This is a genomic window from Nocardia sp. NPDC005366 (assembly GCF_040606855.1).
Taxonomy (GTDB): domain Bacteria; phylum Actinomycetota; class Actinomycetes; order Mycobacteriales; family Mycobacteriaceae; genus Nocardia.
In genome coordinates this window covers 151,235-169,872 of record NZ_JBEXFQ010000006.1, presented here as the reverse complement: position 1 = coordinate 169,872, position 18,638 = coordinate 151,235, and the positions used below count along the sequence as shown (strand labels likewise).

Below are 18,638 nucleotides of genomic sequence, written 5' to 3'. Positions count from 1 at the left end.
CCATAGACTGATCGGCATGCGGATGTTCCTGGATATCCTCCTGATCATCACCAGCGTGCTGCTGGTGCTGCTGGTGCTGCTGCACCGCGCCAAGGGCGGAGGCCTGTCCAGCCTGTTCGGTGGCGGTGTGCAGTCGAGCTTGTCGGGATCCACTGTCGTCGAGAAGAACCTCGACCGAATCACGATCTTCACCGGTCTGGTGTGGCTCATCGCCATCCTCGGCATCGGACTCGAGATCAAGTTCGCCTGATCCGGGCAACCGATCGGCCACCGAACCGGTCTCGCCCGTTACCTCATGATTCATTCCCGGTTATCCGTCGGCGTTACGGTGGCGAGGACGGGAAGGAGTCGGTATGGAGCTCCGGCATCTTGTTTCGTTCCTCGCGCTCGCCGAGGAGCTGCATTTCGGTCGTGCCGCGCAGCGGCTGCATCTGACCCAGCCGAGTCTGAGCGCGCAGCTGCGGAAGCTGGAACGTTCCCTCGATGTTCAGCTGGTGTCCCGCAATTCCCACGAGGTGCGGCTGACCCCGGCGGGACGGGAGTTCGAGGGGCAGGCCAAACTCATCGTCGCCCAATTGGATCGGGCCGCCGAGGTCGCCAAGGCCGTGGCCGCGGGACGGACCGGATCGCTCGATATCGGGTACAACCTACCCGCGAGCAGACATATCCTGCCGAACGCGCTGGCGAAGATGGCGTCGGATCATCCGGACGTCACGGTCTCGCTGTGGGAGAAACGCACGGGTCCGCAACTCGAGGGATTGCGTGAGGGCACCCTCGATATCGGCTTGATCTACGGACGTCCGACCACAGCGGAATTCCGCTACCGCCGACTATTGCGCCGCATACCGCTGGTCGCGGTGGTGGGGCGCACCCATCACTGGGCGGGACGGTCGGGGGTGCGGTTCGCGGAATTGGCCGACCAGCAATGTGTGCTGTTCGCCCGTGAGCAGTGCCCGGCCATGTACGACGCGATCTTCCGTGCCGCCGCCGATAATCGGATCGGTCTGGATGTGGTGCAGACCGCCGACGATCCCGGCGCCACCGCCCATGTGGTCTCGGTGCGGCCGTTCGTCGGGTTCGCGTCGCTGCCGAGGGCGCAGTCGATGCAGATGGGTGGACTGGAATCCGCCGCTGTCGCGGTGAAACTCCTCGATCCCGTACCCACCCTCGACCTCTTCGCCGTATGGCGAGCCGAGGAGACCAATCCCGCGGTCGGGCTGTTCCTCGACACCGTCGCGACGGTGGGCGAGGATACCGTCGCGGTGTGAGTCCCCGCCCCGGTGCGACGGCGTGACGGGGACAGCGCGGTGTGGCCGCTGCCGAGGTACGAGCTCACTTCAGACCTGAGCGCACGAACGCGTTGACGATGTGACGTTGCAGCAGCAGGTAGAGCATCAGGACCGGCAGGCAGGCCAGTCCGGCGAGGGCCATCATCGGACCCCAGTCCTCGCCCTCGGTGCCCATGAAACTGCGCAGCCCGAGTTGCAGAACTCCGTTGGAGTGGCGCAGAACCACGGCGGGCCAGAAATATTCGTTCCACGCGTTGATGAACAGCAGGATCGCGAGCGCGGCCAGTGCGGGCCGCAGATTCGGCACCACCACCGTCCACAGGATCGACCACGACGAGCGCCCGTCGATCTTCGCCGCCGCCACGAGTTCTTTGGGGAAGGCGGCCATATGCTGGCGCATCAGTAACACCGCCAGCGCCGAACACAGCGTCGGCAGGGCGACACCGACCAGCGTGTCGATCAATCCGAGTCGGTTGAGCAGCACATAGTTCGGCAGCATCGTGACCTGGAACGGCACCAGCCAGATGCCGACGAACGCGAGGTACAGCACCCGCTGTAAGGGGAAGGTGTACATGGCGAACGCGTAGGAGGCGAGCAGCGCGATGAGCAATTGCGCCGTCGCCGAGAGCAGTGCCACCGTGAAGGTGTTCGCGATCAGTCCCGCCACGTCGACCTTGCGGGCGGCATCGGTGTAATTGTCCACCGACAGCGGCCAGGGGATCGGCGACAGCGACATCACATCCGACGGCCTGCGCAGCGAGGTCGCGAACAACCAGTAGACCGGAAAGGCGCACAGCAGCGCGGTGCTCGCGAGCAGCAGGTGGCTCCCGAGACCGCGCAGTCGTTCAATCGTCATGGAAGGAAAGCCTTTCCGAGATCCACACGAGCAGCCCCGCGACCGCGCCGAAACCGAGGAAGAGCAGCACGCCCGCCGCGGCGCTGAGTCCGGCGTCGAAACTGTGGAAGGCGTAATCCCACAGCAGGTAGTAGATATTGGTGGTGGATTGGGACGGGCCGCCCTGGGTCATCGAATCGATGAGCGGGAAAGTCACCGTTGGCGTGAGCAATACGGTGGTCAGAATCAGGAACATCAGGGTCGGCGCGAGTAGCGGCATGGTGATCCAGCGCCGAATCTGACCGGGGGAGGCGCCGTCGACGCGGGCCGCTTCGTCGTAGTCGGGACTGATCCCGGCCAGACCCGCCCACACCACGAGCACCGCGAATCCCAGCAACTGCCAGCCGGCGATCGCGATGATCACGCCGTGGGCCGTATCGGTGTCGTAGACCCAGTTGCGATCCGAGCCGAGTACCCGGTCCACCGCGCCGCCGCCCGGATGGAGCAGCCAGCGCCATACCGCGGCGGCGGCGACGGGCGCGACCAGGAACGGGGTGAAGATGAACGCCTGGTAGATGGTCCTGGCGCGGGGCGCGACCCGGCGCCCGGCCAGGGCGAGCGCCGCGGGCAGCAGCACCGTGAACGGGAGCAGGCCGACGATCAGGACGACCGTCCGCCACAGCGAGTCACGGAAGGCCGGAAGTTCCAGTAGCCGTTCGTAGTTCCCGGTGCCAACGGGTTTCATGGGTGAGCTCGGGAGCAGATTCCAGGAATAGGTGGACAGTTCGACCGCCTGGATCAGCGGGCGATAGGTGAATATCACGAGCAGGACGAGTGCGGGAGCCAGGTACAGATAGGGGACGATCGAGCGCCCGCCGCGGCGCGCGAGCGCCCGCCACCGGCCGGGTCGGGGCGCACGCACCGCGCTCCCGACCGCGACCGATTCGACAGCGTCCGAGTACTTCTCGGCGTCGCGCTGTTCGTGACCTACGCCGCGTGCACGGTCCTGCGACGGCCCGACCGGCGCGAGCGAGGACTCGATGACGAACACCGGATCACCGCCGCTCGGCCAGTGCCGCGAGCTGGTCGAGTACCTCCTGCTCGGGGCGGTCGTAGACCATCGCCGCCGCAGTGGCCTCCACCGCGGTGGCTACCATTCCCGAACCCAGCACGTCGATGCGGGTGAATCCGAATCCGACGACGCCGCGGTGCCTGCCCTCGGGGGCGAAGGTATCGATCCGATAGGACAGCGCGGGCGCGATCCACACCGGTATCCCCGCCAGCGCGGCGGCTCCGCTCAGATGGTTGTGACCGCAGACGATCATGCCGACATCGGAGCCGGCCAGCACCGTCGCCAGGAGATCAGGATGTTCCAGTCGCAGGAAATCCGGCCCGGGAATGGGGGACGGCACCGGCGGGTGGTGCAGCGCGAGCAGTGTGCCGCGCGGTGCGGGAGTGCTCAACTCCGCGGTGAGCCAGGCCAGTTGGCTCTCGGAGAGCCGTCCGTGATGATGTCCGGGAATCGTGCTGTCCAGCGCGATGATGCGCAGGCCCGCGACCTCGACGACGCTGTCCTGTGGTTCGTCGGGATCGACCGCGCGCCCCAGCAATTCGGCGCCGAACGCGCCGCGCTCGTCGTGATTGCCCATGACGTAGACGATCTCGGCGCCCAGCTGCGCCGCCACCGGTTCCACCGCCGCGCGCAGTCGCCGGTAGGCCTGCGGCGCGCCGTTGTCGGCGAGATCGCCCGACAAGACGAAGGCGTCGACGGGGCGTCGCGCCACGACAAGCCGATCGAGCACCTCGAGCAGGTTGGCGTGGGTATCGATCGCGCCGTGCACCAGTTCACCCTCGACCCGCAGGTGGGTGTCGGTCAGCTGGATGACGGTGATCGGGTCGGTGTGCCCGAGATGTCCGGCCTGTCCGCCGTTGCGCGTACTCATGCGGCCGGAAGAAGTTTGCGGCCCTGATCCTGTGCGGTGGTCAGGGTGGACTTCGGATCCTTGCCTTGGAAGACGACCGCTTCGACCGCGTCCATCATGCCGTCGCGGATCTGCAGGTAATTGGTGCCAGGCATGGAGATCCACGGCTCCATATTCGCCAGCTGCGCGACATTGGGGGTCAGCAGCGGATTGCGGCGCGACCATTCCTGCAGGCCGTTCGGATCGGTCAGCAGTCCGGTGCGCAGCGGCAGATAGCCGATGCCCTGGGAGATCTTCACGTAGGCCTGTTCGCTGGTGAGGAATCGGATCAGTTCCCAGGAGGCGCGCTGTTTGGCCGGATCGTTGGACAGAATGTAGAGCGAGGCACCGGAATTCGTGGGGACCGTCGCCTTGTTCCCGAAACTCGGCATCGGCGCGGAACGCAGATCCCATTTGTCCTGCGCGCCCTTGACGAATTGTCCCTGGATCGCGCTGGTCTCCAGGATCATGCCCACCTCACCGCGCCCGAACGCCTCGTAGCCTTGTTTCTGATTGAGCGAGGGCATGCCACCGGTGCGCACCAGATCCTGGGCCATCCTGGTGACCTCGACCGAGGCGTCGTCGGCGTAGGTGAGGGTGCGGCGATCCTCGGAGATCACCCGGCCGCCGTTGGAGCGGACCATGGACTGGAAGCACCAGTCCTTGGCGGTTTTGGTGAGGCAGTCGATGTAGACGCCGCCCTTACCGGTTTTCGCGGTGATCGCGGCGGCTGCCTGCGCGACCTCCTGCCAGGTGCTCGGCGGCTTGGCCGGATCGAGTCCGGCCTCGGTGAACAGCGAGGCGTTGAAGTACAGCACCGGCGTCGAGAAGACGAACGGCACGCCGTAGGTGGCGCCGTTCCAGTCCGCCAGGGTGCGGGCTCGCGGCGCGAACGCGTGTGCGGCGCCGTCGAAATTGCGCTGCACCTCGGTCTTGCCGACCAGCGCGTCGAGGGATTTGGCCTGCAACTGGTTGACGGTGAAATCCAGATCGCTGAAACCGAGCTGCGCGACATCGGGCGGGGTGCCCGCCACCATCTGGTTCTGAATGCTGGAGATGGTGTCGGTGGCCGGATTCGGGCTGTTGCCCTGCGGCTTCTGCGCGGTCACCGTGATATTCGGATGCTTCGCGCGGAATTCGGTGAGCAGGGCGTCGAAGGTGTCGGTCCAGGCGCCCGCCAGACCGTAGTTGTAGGACTCGAAGACGATCGATACCTTCTGGTCGGCGCCGAGTTCGGGGATGGTGGCGGTCGGTCCGGCGGAATCGTTGGCGGTGCTGCCCAATCCGCCGCACGCGCTGAGCGCGAGGGCGGTGGTCAGCGCCAGACTGGCGATGGCCGAAATACGTTTCACGACGGTGCTCCTGAGAGTTGTTCGAGCGAGGGGGGTCACGCGACGGGAAGTTCGTCGCGCACGTCTGGTACCGGATCCTGTGCCGTGGCCTGCCATACCAGGCGAAGTCCGGAATCCGGGTGGAAGAGATGGATATCGTCCGGGTCGACGTCCAGCGCGATCTCCGCGCCGATGGACACACGCGCGGGACGGGGGACGCGGGCGCAGATCTCGTGCTCGCCGACGGCGATGTGCACGACCTCCTCGCTACCGAGGTTCTCGACCATCCGCACCCGGCCGCGCAGTGCGCCGGGCGCGGTCGTCACGCGCAGCCGTTCCGGACGGATACCCACGGTGACAGTGGTGTCACCGTGGGTATCCGCGATACCGAGCGCGGCGTCGAGTCCCTCCGCCATCACATGCAGTCGTCCGGCGCGCTCGGTGATTGTGGCGGGCAACAGGTTCATCGGTGGGGCGCCGAGGAATCCGGCGACGAAGGTGGAACGCGGGCGGTCGTACAGTTCGGTCGGCGCGCCGACCTGTTCCACCCGTCCGTCGTTGAGCAGCGCGATGCGCGAGGCCATGGTCATCGCCTCGACCTGATCGTGGGTCACGTACAGGAACGTCGACCCGAGTCTGCGGTGCAGCCCGATCAATTCGGCCCTGGTCGCGCTGCGCAGCCTGGCATCGAGATTCGACAGCGGCTCATCCATCAGGAAGGCGCCGGGATCGCGAACCATGGCGCGCGCCAGCGCGACTCGCTGTCGTTGCCCGCCCGACAGCGCCGCCGGTCTGCGATCGAGCAGCGGCGTCAACGCCAGCGTGGCGGCGACCTCGGCGACCCGTTCGGCGATCCGCGCCCGCGGAACTCGCCGCGATTTCAAGGGGAATCCGATATTGCGCGCCACGGTCAGATGCGGATACAGCGCGTAACTCTGGAACACCATGGCCAGATCTCGTTGCTGCGGCGCGAGTTCGGTGATGTCGCGGCCGTCGAGCAGGATCCGGCCCGCGCTCGGCAGTTCCAAACCGGCGATCATGCGCAGCAGCGTGGATTTGCCGCATCCGCTCGGGCCGAGCAGCACCATGAATTCGCCGTCGGCGATGTCGAGGCTCACCTCGCGCACCGCGTCGGTCGCACCGAATCGCTTCGACACCGCTTCGATCTGCAGCCGGGCCACTCGGATCCTCCTTCTCTCGGTCCGCCGTAGTGACCTGGACAGTTTCGGCTGGACGCGCGTGCGCGGGTGGGTGCGATAGGCAACGCCGATCGCGCGAATCGAGGGTTTCGCGTGCGAGCGCCGGGGATGCCGCGGTCGGTCAGGGTGTTGTCGCTGACACAGCCGGGTTCGCCCGAATTTCCAGAGATGAGGAACCAATTGATGAAGGTCAAGCTGACCGTCACGTCCGCATTACTGATCGCCGCACTCGGCGCCGCCGCGGGCAGCGCCGGTGCCGCGCCGGAGCCCGCCGCCGTGGGTTTCTCCGCTGTCGCCGAGAACAATTCGACCGTGATCACCACCGACGCCGGCTCCCTGGCCGCCGACAACGGTGTGTTCACCATCAAGGCCGCCGACGGCACCGTGGTCGCGGGAACCGAACTGGCTTTCCGGGTAGACGAATTCCTCTTCCCGATCGCGGCGGATATCAGCGGTCGCACCGCCACCCTCACCCCGCAGCTCGATATGGCCCACGCCACCTATAAGCCCGTCGCCCTGCCCTACGAGGACCAGGCGCCGTGGAAGACCGAATACGAGCGTGAGCAGGCGGCCTGGAGCCGCATGACCACCACCATCGCCATGGGCGCCACCATCGGCACCCTCGTCGGCGGCCTCGGCGGCGCCGCCGTCGGCTGCGTCCTCGGCGGCGTTCTCGGCGCGGGCGTGGCCTCGGCCACCATCGCGGGTCTGTTCGGTCCGTTCATCCCCGCCGCCGCCCTCGGCTGCGTCGGCGGCATCGCCACCATCGGTTTCCTCGGCACCGTGGTCGGCCAGATCCTGGTCACCGCACCGGTCGCCATCGGCGCCGCCGCGCAGTATTTCGCCACCATCAACCAGCCCGCTCCGAAGCCGGCCAAGTAGTTTTCGCACGAAAAGCCGCGTCTCCCAGGGGGCGCGGCTTTTTCGTCTGTGCGGCATCTATCGGCCGAGGGCGATCGCGTCGCCAGCTCGGCCGAGGGCGATCGCGTCGCCCGTGACGGGCACTGGTCGTGAGCGGCCTGCCGCACGCTCGCCGGAACCCGCACACAATTCGGGGGTTTCCCTGATGTGCGGGTTCGTGGTCGGCTGGTTGGGTTGGTCTATGTCTGCGGATGCGATGCCAGGTGAGTTGGGCCGAGTGGAGCGGGTGTTCGATCGGCTCGCCGCTGGTTATGACCGGCAGATCGGTTGGTCGGAGCGGGCGTTGCTCGGCAATGCGCGACGGTGGGCGGTCGATCAGGCGCGAGGCGTGGTGGTGGAGATCGGGGTGGGCAGTGGTTTGAATCTGCCGTTGTACGGGCCGGCGGTGGAGCGGGTGGTCGGGGTCGATCTGTCGGAGCGGATGCTCGATCTGGCACGGATGCGGTTGCCCGCGGCGGTACCGGTCGAGCTGATACATGGCGATGTGCAGCGGCTGGATTTGCCCGACGCGTCGGCGGACACGGTCGTCTCGACCTATACGTTCTGCACGATCCCGGACCCACTGGCCGCGGCGCGGGCCGCGTGGCGGGTGTTGCGTCCCGGTGGGGTGTTCGTCGCGGTCGAGCACGGTCCGGCGCGGGCTCGGGCAGTGGCGAGGGTGATGCGGTGGGTGGAGCCGTTGGCGGTGCGGATGGCGGCGGACTATCTGACCCGTGAGCCGATCGGCTACCTCACCGACGCCGGGTACACGATCGAGTACTTCGATCGCACCGGCCGGGGCGGTGTCGTGTTCCGGGTGCTCGGCCGTAAACCTATCGAGGTGGTGCGGTAGCCCCGTCCGGCTGTGGTGTGGTGCGGCAATCGCAGTCGTGTTGGTCCCCACCGGCACCGTGCGCGCCGAGCGCGGCGGTGGGTGTGGAGCAGCAGGTGTCGCCTCTCCAGGCGTTGCGGCCCTCTTCGACCGCGAGTGCGGCGATGACCAAGGCCGCGACGGGATCGGCCCACCACCAGCCGAACAGGCTGTTGAGCAGCAGACCGACCAGCAGCACCGCCGAGAGGTAGGTACACAACAGGGTCTGTTTGGAATCGGCGACCGCCGAGGCCGACCCGAGCTCGCGCCCGGCGCGTCGTTGCGCGCCCGAGAGCAACGGCATGATCATCAGACTCGCGGCGGCCACACCGATCCCGACGGCGGTGTGTTCGGCCCGGTCGGCGCCGAACAGGGAGTGGACCGAGTCGACGCTCACGTAGGCCGCGAGGGCGAAGAAGGAGAACGCGATCACCCGCAGCGCGACCTTCTCGCGCGCGGCGGGGTCGCGTCCGGCGAACTGCCAAGCCACCGCGGCCGCGGAGGAGACCTCGATGACCGAGTCCAGACCGAATCCGATCAGCGCGGTCGAGGACACCCTGGCGCCCTCGGTGAGCGCGACGACGCCCTCGAGCACGTTGTAGGAGATCGTGGCGGCGACGAACCACCGAATCCGCCGCGCCAGCACCGCGCGACGATCCGGCGTCGGCGCCACAGCCGCCGACGGTATCCCGAGCGAGGCCATCAGCAGCACCCGTCGGTGTCGGCGGCCGGGCAGCACGCTGGGTCCACCGCCAGGACCAGCCCGAGCAGATCCTCCAGCGCTCGCCCGATCCTGGCGTCGGCGAGCTCGTAGCGGGAGCGGCGACCATCCGGGACCGCGACGACCAGACCGCATCCACGCAGGCACGCCAGATGGTTGGACAGGATCTGGCGCGATACCCCGATCTGCTCGGCCAGCTGCGAGGGATACCCTGGCGCGGCGCGCAGGCTCAACAGGATCTGGGTTCGGGTCGGATCCGACAGCGCGTGCCCGAACCGGGCCAGCGCGTCACGATGCATCACGACTTCCATACTCGTACAATACAGCTGAGTCTGTATTCAGAAAATACTGAACCAATCCGGTGTCGCGGTGTGCGTGACACGCTGTGTGGCCTTGATACGCATAACGCTTCGCTCGTCGAGGGCGCGGGCGGAGGTCCTGATCTCGGCGCCCAGCGGCGGCTCGCCGCGGCGAGCCCGCGAACTCGAGCAGCCGAACGGAATGTAGGTCGCCCGACGCTGAAAGCACCGGGGCGAGGGGATCAGGGTGCTCGGGGAAAGCTCCCCCGCCCCGGTGCGATTCCAGAGCTTCGGTGGTCGACCAGGTACGTCGACCACCGGTGGGTTCCGATCCTGGCGGAACGCATTCGAGTGTACGAAGGCGTCGGTTGATTTGCCTGAAGTTTGCCGGATAGTTAGCGAAGGGTGGCTCGATCGCTCGCGCCGCCCGGTGGCTGCGTCGCGAGGCAACTATCATCCCGGGGAAGTGGGTGAGTGCTCGTCTGTGCCGAGAGGTGGCACTGGTTCGCGGCGACCGTCCGCCCGCCCGATTTGTCCGATCCTGATAGTCGGCTGTGAAGGTGGTCGCGCGGACACTTCGATATGGGCGGACCCGTTGATTCGGTAGGACGGCCGGTTCGGCCGGCACATAAGGAGTTGGTCATGAGCCTCATCGGGACGGTGCTCGGTTACGCCCTGACGCTGTTTATCGTCGTGCTGATCGCACGGATGATCCTGGACTGGGTGGTTCTGCTCGGCAACACCAGGTCGCCGTGGGTGTTGCGCGCCCGCGACTTCGCCCAATCCGTGACCGAACCGGTGATCGCGCCGGTGCGCAAGGTGCTGCCGCCCGTGCGGGCGGGCGGACTGTCGATCGATCTGGCGTTCACGATCGTATTCATCGTGGCGCTGGTGCTGCGGGCGATCTTCTTCAGCCTGTAGTGCGCGGGGCGTGCTCGGCTATCGGGCGAGCACGCCCTTCGTCGCCAGCGGTTCGCCGACGAGGAGTTCCGCGCCGGCGATGAGATCGCCGAGCGCCGGGGTGGTCGCTGTCATCGCCGCGCTGTCGCGGTCGGCGGTGAAGGCGTCGTCGTCGGCATGCCCCATTCCCGGCCATCGAAATCAGTCGTTGCGGGGAATGCGCCCGTCGATGTCGGTGAATCCGTACTGTTCGGCGAGATCGGCGACGCGCCAGGCGGATCCGGTGCGTCCGCGCCGGGCCGTGTCGGTGGCGAGGGCGACCACGGCGCGACCGGTGAAGCGCGGTGACTCCGCGGCGTCCAGATCGAAGGCGCCTTCACCCGGCAGGGTGACGACCCTGCGGCCATCGGCGTCGCGGGGCGCCATCTGCAGCAGTTCGGTGTCCACGATGCCCGGCCACAGCGATACCGCCGTCACCTCGGTGTCGATCAGATTCTGCGCGAGATCGGCGGTGAGACGGTCCAGCGCGGCTTTCGCCACCCCGTAGACGGCGTTGTGCATATACCGTTCGGCGCCGGGCGAGGAGATATTGACGATAAGGCCGCTCGATTCGATCAGCAGCGGAGCCGCGAATACCGCTGCCACGTAATGGGATCGGACGCCGACGTCGAAGGTCTCGTCCCACGCCGCCGGGGGCACCTCCCAGAACGGCTTGCCCAGCCAGCGGGCCGCGGCAGGCGCGTTGTAGACGTTGTTCACCAGGATATCCAGGTGGCCGTATTCGTCGCGCACGCGCTGGAACAGTCGCTGCACCGCGTCGTCGTCGCGGTGGTCGCAGACGAAGGGGATGCCGACCCCGCCCAATTCGTCGATTTCGGCGGCCGTGCCGTGCACGGTGCCGGGTAGGTGTCCGGGCGTGGCCGATCTTCCGGTCACGAACACGGTGGCGCCCGCCGCGCCCAATTCCAGTGCGATGCCCTTTCCGATGCCGCGACTCGCGCCGGTGACGACGGCGACGCTGCCGCCGAGTTTCTGTGGTATTCCGCTCACGACTTCGGGACATTACCGTGAAATAGGAACACGTTCTAAGTTTTGGAGGCGGTAGTGGAGTTGTCGCATCGGTTCGTGACAATCGAGGGCGGGCGGATGCACGTCGCCGAACAGGGCCGGGGGCATCCGGTGATCTTCTGTCACGGCTTCCCGCACACCTGGTACATGTGGCATCGCCAGCTCCCCGCAGTGGCGGCGGCCGGTTACCATGCCATAGCCCCCGACCTGCGCGGATACGGCCGCACGGAGGTAAAGGCCGATATCGATTCCTATACCGATCGCGCCGTCATCGGCGATCTGCTCGCGCTGCTCGACGATATCGGCGCGGATAAGGCCGTATTCGTCGGCTTGGATTTCGGCGCGGCCCTCGTGTGGGAATTGACGCTGCGCGCTCCGGAGCGGGTCAGCGGTGTCATTGTCCTCAACAATCCTTTCGCGCCGCGCCCGCCCCGGCCGCCGTCGCAACTGTGGGCCAAGGCCGCCGCGCGACACTTCCTGCATCTCGACTACTTCCAGAAGCCGGGGGTCGCCGATGTCGAACTCGGCGCGAGCCCCCGTGAATTCCTCGCGCGGGTCTACTACTCGCTCAGCGCCGATTACCACTACCTCGACACGTGGCGCCATCCGGCCGAGGGCACCGGCTACCTCGATGTCCTGCCCAAGGCTCCGCCGCTGCCGTGGCGATGGCTCTCACAGGAGGATCTCGATATCCTCGCCAAGGATTTCGAGAACACCGGATTCACCGGCGGGCTCAATTGGTACCGGGCACTGGACCGCAACTGGGAACTCACGGCCGACTACGCGGACGCCGACGTCACCGTCCCCGCGTACTTCCTCTACGGCGACCGCGACACCGATATGGAGGGGTTCAGTGGCCGCGATCCGCTGGGCGTCATGCGCGCCCACGTTCCCGACCTGCGCGCCGTCACCGAAATCGCCGACGCGGGTCATCTCGTCCAGTTGGAACGGAGCGAGGAGGTCAACGCGCTGATCGTCGAGCATCTGCGCGACCTCGCCCCCTAGGCGCCGCTAGCGGTACTCCTCGGCCAGTTCCGGGTAGTCGGCCCAGCGCGGCAGCGGGCGGGATTCGAGGTGGGCGCCCAGGCGATCGAGCAGATACTGCCAACGGGGGCCGATGGCCTCGGCTTCGGTGGGACCCAGGTGGCGGCGGACCAGTTCGACGGTGGTGACCACGCCGACCTGGGTCAGGCGCAGTTCGAGCGCGCGGCCGTCGACACGGACGGCCAATTCACGCGGCGCGACGCAGCGCTCGACCCGGACGGCGAGGGGACCCGAGACCGGGCCGTCGAGGGGGAGGAGGGTGAGGTCGCCCTCCTCGCCGGAGACGGTGCCGAGCCAACGCCGCAATCGGTCGCGGGAGGTGCACGCGGTCCAGACGTCGATGACGGGCCGCGGGAACGAGCGCAGGAAGTGCAGCAGCACCCGGTCGCCGTCAGCGGGTCGATCGTGCTCGGGTCGAACCTCGCCGAGCGTGGACATCGTGGTCATGACCGCATCCTTCCGCTGCTGGTCGGGGGTTACTTATCCACTGTATTTCCACGCGGGGCGATTCGAATCGGATTCACCGCGATCGAGTCGGCGACCGGAACCTCCGCTTCAGCGTGACGCCGCGGCGATTCGCCGAGCCCAGGATCGTGTCGGCGGCGGCCTCTATCCGGGCCTCGTCCAGTAGGACGGTGTCGGCGGCGGGGCCGAGTGGCACGAAACTGTCCTCGCTGGTCACGCGCGCGATTCGACCGTCGAATCCCGCGTCGAGCAGTGCGGTGACGACCGATTCCGAAACACCACCGCTGCGGCGCGTTTCATCGGCGACGAGGACGCGGCCGGTGGCACGGGCGTGGTGGAGCAGGTCCTGCACCGGGAGCGGATTGAGCCAGCGCAGATCGAGTACGCGCACCCGGATACCGCGCTCGGCGAGGCGATGGGCGACGCGCAGACTCATCGGGACACCGTTGGCGAAGGTCACGATCGTGAGATCGGTTCCGTCGCCGTGGATTCGAGCGCGTCCGATATCGACCGTATCGGTGGGGGAGACGGGGGCAAGCCAACCGCGGTCGCCCGCACGGAGGTCGCGGGTGTGGTAGAGGGCGATCGGTTCGAGAAAGACGCAGACCCGGCCGTCGACGCGGGCGGCCGAGACGCAGGTGCGCAACATGGCCGCGGCATCGTCGGCTCGCGCCGGAACGGCGACGACCAGACCCGGTATATCGCGCAGTGCCGCCACCGAGTTGTCGTTGTGGAAGTGACCGCCGAAACCATTCTGGTACGCCAATCCGGCGATGCGGACCACCAGGGGGTTTCGGTAGCGGCCGTCCGAGAAGTACGACAGCGTGGCGGCCTCGCCGCGCAACTGGTCGAGAGCACTGTGGATGTAGGCCAGATACTGGATTTCCGGGATCGGCACGAATCCGGCGAGCCCGGCGCCGAGGGCGGTGCCGAGCACACTCTGCTCGTCGAGCAGGGTGTCGAAGACCCGTCGCGCGCCGAACCGTTTCCGCAAACCCTTGGTGACCCCGTAGACGCCGCCCTTGCGTCCGACGTCCTCGCCGAAGACCAGCACGTCCTGGTCGTGGGCGAGGAGTTCGGCGAGGGTGTGATTGATCGACTGCGCGAGCGTCATCGAGTCGGCCGAGGACGCCGAACCATTCGCCGACTCCGCCGGATCCGCCGGCGCGGTCGTCCGGAGCACATCGGCGCGCACGGCGTCCGGGTTGTCCGCGGCGATCGGGGCGGTCACGGCGGCGGCCGACTCCAATTTCGGTTTGCTCCACACCATTTGAGCTGTCACCGAGACCAGGTGCGTGATGATGTCGTAGCGGTCGAGGATCTCCTGCGGTGTCGCCGTTCCCGAGGTGACGAGCACTCGCGCGGTCGCCAGAACCGGATCCCGCTCCAGGTCGGCGGCGATATCGCCGGGGCTGCGGTAGGCCGATTCGACATCGGATCCGGCATGGCCGAGCAGTCGGACGGTGCGCAGGCGGAAGAAGGCGGGCGCGCGATGCGTGCGCACCCACTCGACGGCGGCCGCGGCGGTCGTCATGGCGTCGACCGGATCGCAGCCGTCCGCGTCGAAATAGCGCAGGCCGGGGCGGGACCCGTAGGCGGATTCGATCCAGTTCGGTGGTGTCGGGACGCTGATCCCGATGCCGTTGTCCTCGCACAGGAACAGCACGGGCACCGCGACGCCCTGGTGTGCGGTGTGGACGGCGGCATTGATCGCGCCGGTGGCGGTGGAGTGGTTGGCCGAGGCGTCACCGAAACTGCACAACACCACCGAATCCGCGGGCCATTCGCTCGAAACCCCCAGCCGCGCGGCGCGTTCGAGGGAGAACGCGAGTCCGACCGCGCGCGGCAGATGGGAGGCGATGGTCGAGGTCTGCGGGATCACATTGGCGGGCTTGCTGCCGAAAACCTTATGCCTGCCACCGGAGATGGGGTCGGCGGCGGCCGCGACGACGCCCAGGAGCACATCGCGGATCGGGTCGAGATCGGGCACACGGCGCGCGCGGTGGACGAAGAACGCGCCGGACCGGTAGTGCAGCAGCGCCGGATCGGTCGTTCGCAACGCCGCCGATACCGCCGCATTACCTTCGTGCCCGGACGAGCCGATGCTGTAGTAGCCGCGTCGCGCGTTGCCCAGTCGCCGGGCCGCCAGATCGAGTTGCCTGCTGGTGGCCTGTGCTTCGAACAGGTCCAGCAACGCCTGGCCCGTAATTCCGGGAGCGACCGGACGGTCCGAGGACGGTGCCGTCGGCACGGTCAGCGCGGAGATGCCGGCGCGCAACCGCTGCTCGAGATCTTCCTCGGGAGCGCTCACCGGATAGCCGCGCTCGACGCGGTCCGCGTCCGGCCGCGATATCCGGGGCCGGGGAGAATACGCCGACCACCGAACGCGCGGCGGTCGAGGATCGTCGAACACGCGCCGGACGGATCCATGGTGATCCGGTCCCCGCGATGAAGACCTTCATCGAAATTGCTGGTCGGCAACCCCGACCCCTCCTATCTGAAAGTTGCGCTAGCGCAGCGCCGCTGAGGCCTCGTCGTCCAGCAACCAGGTCGTCGATTCGGTACCGATGGCACCCGCGGAGGGGATGTCGACCGGATCGGCCCCGCCGATGGCCGCCGCGACCGCCTCGGCCTTCGCCGCGCCGCCCACCACGAGCACCACGTGCCGGGTGCGACGCACCGCGGGCAGGGTCAGTGTCACTCGGACGGGCGGCGGCTTCGGCGAATCCGTCACCGCGACAACGAGTTCGTGCTTCTCGCGCACCGCGTCGGTATGCGGGAACAGGGAGTTCACATGTCCTTCGCCGCCCATGCCGAGCAGGTGCAGATCGAAGGCGCCGTAGACGGCCAGATGCGCGTGCACCGTCGTAGAGTACTCGGCCGCGGCCTCGATCGGATCGGGGTACTCCCCGTCGGAGGTCGCGACCGGGTGAACGCGCGCCGGATCCACCGGCACGTGATCGAGCAGCGCCCGGCGCGCCTGCAATTCATTGCGCTCCGGATCGCCCGCGGGCACGAAACGTTCGTCGCCCCAGAAGATGTCGAGTTTCGACCAGTCGATGTCACCGGGACTCTTACGGACCAGTTCCAGCAGACCGATACCGGTGCCGCCGCCGGTCAGCACCACCGAGGCCGATCCGCGCTCGGCCTGGGCCGCGACGACGATCTCGACGAATCTGGCAGCCGCCGCGGCGACCAGCGCCCCGGTATCGGCGTGCACCTCCACGATATCGGCGGGAAACTCCCGGGCGATGTGCTTGCCCTGGTCGGCGTGCTCCTGCCCCGGTGTCTCACTCATAGCTCACCCTCTCGATTCCGGCGAGCGCCTCGGCGTAGATCTCGTCGGCGTCGAGGCGCCGCAGTTCCTCGGCAAGGCAGTCGCGGGTCTCCCTGCGCGCCAGCGCGATGCGCTGGTCCGGATCTCCGGTGCGGGTCAATGTGGCGGTGCGCCCGGTCTGCGGGCGTTCGATGGCGATCGACACGGTGGGCCGATGCAACCGGACCTCGAGCGCGCCGGTCCGGCGATGCACGGGACAATCGAGCCGGTTCGCGAGCCAGCCCGCCAGCATGTCCAGCGCGGGTTCGTTGCGCAGCCCCGACACCGTCACCGATTCGATCGGCTCGTAGGGCGGTTCGTCCATGGCGGCGGCCAGCAGTGCCCGCCAATAGGTGATCCGGCTCCACGCCAGATCGGTATCGCCCGGTGCGTAGGAATCGCGCCGTTTCTTGATCGTCACCTGCGGATCGGCGGCGAAGGTGGCATCGGTGATGCGCCGGGTTGCCAGGCGGCCCACCGAATCCTTGGACGGGAATTCCGGCGCACCGCGCGGCCACCAGGCCACCACGGGGGTGTCGGGCAGCAGGAACGGGATGACGACGCTGCTCTCGTGCACGATCAACTCGCCCTGCAGGCGCAGCACGATCACTTCCGCCGCACCCGCGTCGCCCCCGACTCGGATCTGGGCGTCCAGCTTGGTCTCGGCATCGCGATCTCCGCGCGCCAGAACCACGACGCGACACGGGTGTTCGCGGCTGGCGTCGTTGGCCGCGTCGATGGCGTCCTCGGCCTCGGAACTGTCCAGCGTGCACACCACCAGGGTGAGCACCCGGCCCATGGTGATGACGCCGTTGTTCTCGCGCAACCGGATCAGGCGTTTGGTGACCGCGCCCGTCGTCGTCGCGGGCATGTCGACGATCATGGGCGCCGCCATTCGCGGCCGGTGCGCTCGAGCATCTCATCGGCCGAGGGCGGACCCCACGTCCCCGCCTCGTACGACTCCGGCCTGCCCTCGGCCGACCAGTGTTCCAGCACCGGATCCAGGATGCTCCAGGACAATTCGACCTCCGCGTTCACCGGGAACAGCGACGGTTCCCCGAGGAGCATGTCGAGGATCAGACGTTCGTAGGCCTCGGGGGAGGATTCGGTGAACGCCTCGCCGTAGCTGAAGTCCATATTGACATCACGCACCTCCATGCTGGACCCGGGCACTTTGGACCCGAAGCGCGTGGTGATGCCCTCATCCGGCTGCACGCGGATGACCAGGGCGTTCTGACCGAGATCCTCGGTCATGGTCTGGTCGAACGGCAGATGCGGGGCCCGCTTGAAGATGACGGCGATCTCGGTCACCCTGCGGCCGAGCCGTTTTCCGGTCCGCAGATAGAACGGCACCCCGGCCCAGCGGCGCGTGTCGACCTCGAGGGTGATCGCGGCGTAGGTCTCGGTGCTGGACTGGGGGTCGAAACCCTCCTCGTCCAGCAGCCCGACCACGTGCTCGCCGCCCTGCCAGCCCTCGGCGTACTGTCCGCGCGCGGTGGTCTGGTCCAGCGGTTCCACCAGTTTCGTCGCCGAGAGCACCTTGATCTTCTCGGTCTGCAACTGTTTGGGCTGGAAGCTGATCGGCTCCTCCATCGCGGTGAGCGCCAGCAGTTGGAGCAGATGATTCTGGATCACGTCGCGGGCCGCGCCGATGCCGTCGTAATAGCCCGCGCGCCCGCCCAATCCGATGTCCTCGGCCATCGTGATCTGCACGTGGTCGACGTAGTTGGCGTTCCAGATCGGATCGTAGAGTTGGTTGGCGAAGCGCAGCGCCAGAATGTTCTGGACCGTCTCCTTGCCGAGGTAGTGGTCGATGCGAAATACCGTCTCCTCCGGGAACACCCGGTTGACAAGCGCGTTCAGCTCGACGGCGGTCTCTAGATCGTGCCCGAAGGGTTTCTCGATCACTACCCGGCGCCACGGCGTGCGCCCCGGTGCGTCGGTGGTGTCGGGCTGGGCCAGTTTGTGCTCGGAGAGCTGATCGAGTACCACCGGGAACATATTCGGCGGAATCGACAGGTAGAAGGCGTGATTGCCCCCGGTGCCGCGCTCCTTGTCCAGATCAGCCAGGGTGCTGGCGAGCCGGTCGAAAGCGTCGTGGTCGTCGAAAGTGCCCTGGACGAAGCGGATTCCCTCCGCCAGATGGTCCCAGACCTCCTGGCGGAAGGGAGTACGCGCGTGTGTGCGCACCGCGTCCAGCACGACCTTCGCGAAATCCTCGTCCGCGTAGTCACGCCTGGCGAAGCCGACCAGCGCGAAACCGGGGGGTAGCAGCCCCCGGTTCGCGAGGTCGTAGATGGCCGGCATCAGTTTCTTCCGGGAAAGATCCCCGGTGACACCGAAAATCACCATGCTGCACGGTCCGGCGATGCGCGGGACACGTTTGTCCCGCTCGTCGCGCAGCGGGTTCTTCCAGACCTCTGCTGTGCCGGCCACGTA

Annotated in this window: 20 protein-coding genes; 6 read left to right on the top strand and 14 right to left on the bottom strand. The window is 67.5% G+C overall.

Annotation, left to right across the window (positions count from 1 at the left end):
- The first annotated feature begins 16 nt into the window (after positions 1 to 16).
- Both secG and ABZS43_RS09580 read left to right on the top strand, forming a co-directional pair.
- Positions 17 to 250, top strand: a complete 234-nt coding sequence (gene secG, locus ABZS43_RS09585) for a preprotein translocase subunit SecG (RefSeq protein ID WP_355035391.1) — start codon at positions 17 to 19, stop codon at positions 248 to 250.
- A gap of 103 nt (positions 251 to 353) precedes the next feature.
- On the top strand, positions 354 to 1,268 hold the full coding sequence (locus tag ABZS43_RS09580; RefSeq protein WP_355035390.1) for a LysR substrate-binding domain-containing protein: 915 nt from the start codon (positions 354 to 356) through the stop codon (positions 1,266 to 1,268).
- Positions 1,269 to 1,332: 64 nt separating this feature from the next.
- Here the strand turns inward: ABZS43_RS09580 and ABZS43_RS09575 are convergent, their stop codons facing one another.
- The 5 genes from ABZS43_RS09575 to ABZS43_RS09555 all read right to left on the bottom strand — a co-directional run bounded on the left by ABZS43_RS09575 (position 1,333) and on the right by ABZS43_RS09555 (position 6,597).
- Positions 1,333 to 2,145, bottom strand: a complete 813-nt coding sequence (locus ABZS43_RS09575) for a carbohydrate ABC transporter permease (protein ID WP_355035389.1) — start codon at positions 2,143 to 2,145, stop codon at positions 1,333 to 1,335.
- Positions 2,135 to 2,989, bottom strand: coding sequence for a sugar ABC transporter permease (locus ABZS43_RS09570; RefSeq protein ID WP_355035510.1), 855 nt, complete (start codon positions 2,987 to 2,989; stop codon positions 2,135 to 2,137). The genes ABZS43_RS09575 and ABZS43_RS09570 overlap by 11 nt, the downstream gene beginning before the upstream one ends.
- Before the next feature lie 190 nt (positions 2,990 to 3,179).
- Positions 3,180 to 4,067: a metallophosphoesterase gene (locus tag ABZS43_RS09565; protein ID WP_355035388.1), complete on the bottom strand. Its 888-nt coding sequence runs from the start codon at positions 4,065 to 4,067 to the stop codon at positions 3,180 to 3,182.
- Positions 4,064 to 5,437, bottom strand: a complete 1,374-nt coding sequence (locus ABZS43_RS09560; RefSeq protein ID WP_355035387.1) for an ABC transporter substrate-binding protein — start codon at positions 5,435 to 5,437, stop codon at positions 4,064 to 4,066. The genes ABZS43_RS09565 and ABZS43_RS09560 overlap by 4 nt, the downstream gene beginning before the upstream one ends.
- Before the next feature lie 35 nt (positions 5,438 to 5,472).
- The gene (locus ABZS43_RS09555) at positions 5,473 to 6,597 is read right to left on the bottom strand and encodes an ABC transporter ATP-binding protein (RefSeq protein ID WP_355035386.1); all 1,125 of its coding nucleotides are present in this window, start codon (positions 6,595 to 6,597) and stop codon (positions 5,473 to 5,475) included.
- A 201-nt stretch (positions 6,598 to 6,798) separates the two neighbouring features.
- Here ABZS43_RS09555 and ABZS43_RS09550 point away from each other — a divergent pair, with 201 nt between their 5' ends.
- Positions 6,799 to 7,497: a hypothetical protein gene (locus tag ABZS43_RS09550; protein ID WP_355035385.1), complete on the top strand. Its 699-nt coding sequence runs from the start codon at positions 6,799 to 6,801 to the stop codon at positions 7,495 to 7,497.
- 220 nt (positions 7,498 to 7,717) lie between these two features.
- Positions 7,718 to 8,368 (top strand): methyltransferase domain-containing protein, encoded by a 651-nt coding sequence (locus ABZS43_RS09545; RefSeq protein WP_355035384.1) that lies wholly within the window; start codon positions 7,718 to 7,720, stop codon positions 8,366 to 8,368.
- Here the strand turns inward: ABZS43_RS09545 and ABZS43_RS09540 are convergent.
- Together ABZS43_RS09540 and ABZS43_RS09535 are read right to left on the bottom strand one after the other, a co-directional pair.
- Complete coding sequence (locus ABZS43_RS09540) at positions 8,349 to 9,089, bottom strand: cation transporter (protein WP_355035383.1); 741 nt, start codon at positions 9,087 to 9,089, stop codon at positions 8,349 to 8,351. The genes ABZS43_RS09545 and ABZS43_RS09540 overlap by 20 nt on opposite strands.
- Positions 9,089 to 9,418 (bottom strand): metalloregulator ArsR/SmtB family transcription factor, encoded by a 330-nt coding sequence (locus tag ABZS43_RS09535; RefSeq protein ID WP_355035382.1) that lies wholly within the window; start codon positions 9,416 to 9,418, stop codon positions 9,089 to 9,091. Before ABZS43_RS09535 ends, ABZS43_RS09540 begins: the two co-directional genes overlap by 1 nt.
- Before the next feature lie 630 nt (positions 9,419 to 10,048).
- On the opposite strand from ABZS43_RS09535, the gene ABZS43_RS09530 reads away from it, so the two are divergent.
- Entirely contained in the window at positions 10,049 to 10,327 is a 279-nt protein-coding gene (locus ABZS43_RS09530; RefSeq protein ID WP_355035381.1) for a YggT family protein, read from the top strand.
- An 18-nt stretch (positions 10,328 to 10,345) separates the two neighbouring features.
- Here ABZS43_RS09530 and ABZS43_RS09525 read toward each other — a convergent pair whose 3' ends face one another.
- Together ABZS43_RS09525 and ABZS43_RS09520 are read right to left on the bottom strand one after the other, a co-directional pair.
- On the bottom strand, positions 10,346 to 10,492 hold the full coding sequence (locus tag ABZS43_RS09525; RefSeq protein WP_355035380.1) for a hypothetical protein: 147 nt from the start codon (positions 10,490 to 10,492) through the stop codon (positions 10,346 to 10,348).
- Between the two features lie 15 nt (positions 10,493 to 10,507).
- A complete protein-coding gene (locus ABZS43_RS09520) occupies positions 10,508 to 11,356 on the bottom strand; it encodes an SDR family NAD(P)-dependent oxidoreductase (protein WP_355035379.1) in 849 nt (282 codons plus the stop codon).
- 96 nt (positions 11,357 to 11,452) lie between these two features.
- On the opposite strand from ABZS43_RS09520, the gene ABZS43_RS09515 reads away from it, so the two are divergent.
- Positions 11,453 to 12,379, top strand: coding sequence for an alpha/beta hydrolase (locus tag ABZS43_RS09515; protein WP_355035509.1), 927 nt, complete (start codon positions 11,453 to 11,455; stop codon positions 12,377 to 12,379).
- Positions 12,380 to 12,385: 6 nt separating this feature from the next.
- Here the strand turns inward: ABZS43_RS09515 and ABZS43_RS09510 are convergent, their stop codons facing one another.
- The 5 genes from ABZS43_RS09510 to zwf form a co-directional block, all read right to left on the bottom strand.
- Positions 12,386 to 12,865 (bottom strand): hypothetical protein, encoded by a 480-nt coding sequence (locus ABZS43_RS09510; RefSeq protein ID WP_355035378.1) that lies wholly within the window; start codon positions 12,863 to 12,865, stop codon positions 12,386 to 12,388.
- A 73-nt stretch (positions 12,866 to 12,938) separates the two neighbouring features.
- Positions 12,939 to 15,134, bottom strand: a complete 2,196-nt coding sequence (locus ABZS43_RS09505; protein WP_355035508.1) for a transketolase C-terminal domain-containing protein — start codon at positions 15,132 to 15,134, stop codon at positions 12,939 to 12,941.
- Positions 15,135 to 15,392: 258 nt separating this feature from the next.
- The gene (gene pgl / locus ABZS43_RS09500; RefSeq protein ID WP_355035377.1) at positions 15,393 to 16,181 is read right to left on the bottom strand and encodes a 6-phosphogluconolactonase; all 789 of its coding nucleotides are present in this window, start codon (positions 16,179 to 16,181) and stop codon (positions 15,393 to 15,395) included.
- Positions 16,174 to 17,082: a glucose-6-phosphate dehydrogenase assembly protein OpcA gene (opcA, locus tag ABZS43_RS09495; protein WP_355035376.1), complete on the bottom strand. Its 909-nt coding sequence runs from the start codon at positions 17,080 to 17,082 to the stop codon at positions 16,174 to 16,176. The genes pgl and opcA overlap by 8 nt, the downstream gene beginning before the upstream one ends.
- On the bottom strand, positions 17,079 to 18,635 hold the full coding sequence (gene zwf, locus ABZS43_RS09490; RefSeq protein ID WP_355035375.1) for a glucose-6-phosphate dehydrogenase: 1,557 nt from the start codon (positions 18,633 to 18,635) through the stop codon (positions 17,079 to 17,081). The genes opcA and zwf overlap by 4 nt, the downstream gene beginning before the upstream one ends.
- Positions 18,636 to 18,638 lie beyond the last annotated feature (3 nt).

Bases quoted from the DNA above. Each gene is read 5' to 3' on its own strand.
- ABZS43_RS09540 (WP_355035383.1), bottom strand. From the start codon at position 9,089: ATGGCCTCGCTCGGGATACCGTCGGCGGCTGTGGCGCCGACGCCGGAT.
- secG (WP_355035391.1), top strand. From the start codon at position 17: ATGCGGATGTTCCTGGATATCCTCCTGATCATCACCAGCGTGCTGCTG.
- ABZS43_RS09545 (WP_355035384.1), top strand. From the start codon at position 7,718: ATGTCTGCGGATGCGATGCCAGGTGAGTTGGGCCGAGTGGAGCGGGTG.
- ABZS43_RS09510 (WP_355035378.1), bottom strand. From the start codon at position 12,865: ATGACCACGATGTCCACGCTCGGCGAGGTTCGACCCGAGCACGATCGA.
- ABZS43_RS09515 (WP_355035509.1), top strand. From the start codon at position 11,453: ATGCACGTCGCCGAACAGGGCCGGGGGCATCCGGTGATCTTCTGTCAC.
- ABZS43_RS09535 (WP_355035382.1), bottom strand. From the start codon at position 9,418: ATGGAAGTCGTGATGCATCGTGACGCGCTGGCCCGGTTCGGGCACGCG.
- ABZS43_RS09565 (WP_355035388.1), bottom strand. From the start codon at position 4,067: ATGAGTACGCGCAACGGCGGACAGGCCGGACATCTCGGGCACACCGAC.
- pgl (WP_355035377.1), bottom strand. From the start codon at position 16,181: ATGAGTGAGACACCGGGGCAGGAGCACGCCGACCAGGGCAAGCACATC.
- ABZS43_RS09525 (WP_355035380.1), bottom strand. From the start codon at position 10,492: ATGGGGCATGCCGACGACGACGCCTTCACCGCCGACCGCGACAGCGCG.
- ABZS43_RS09575 (WP_355035389.1), bottom strand. From the start codon at position 2,145: ATGACGATTGAACGACTGCGCGGTCTCGGGAGCCACCTGCTGCTCGCG.
- ABZS43_RS09550 (WP_355035385.1), top strand. From the start codon at position 6,799: ATGAAGGTCAAGCTGACCGTCACGTCCGCATTACTGATCGCCGCACTC.
- opcA (WP_355035376.1), bottom strand. From the start codon at position 17,082: ATGATCGTCGACATGCCCGCGACGACGACGGGCGCGGTCACCAAACGC.
- ABZS43_RS09580 (WP_355035390.1), top strand. From the start codon at position 354: ATGGAGCTCCGGCATCTTGTTTCGTTCCTCGCGCTCGCCGAGGAGCTG.
- ABZS43_RS09530 (WP_355035381.1), top strand. From the start codon at position 10,049: ATGAGCCTCATCGGGACGGTGCTCGGTTACGCCCTGACGCTGTTTATC.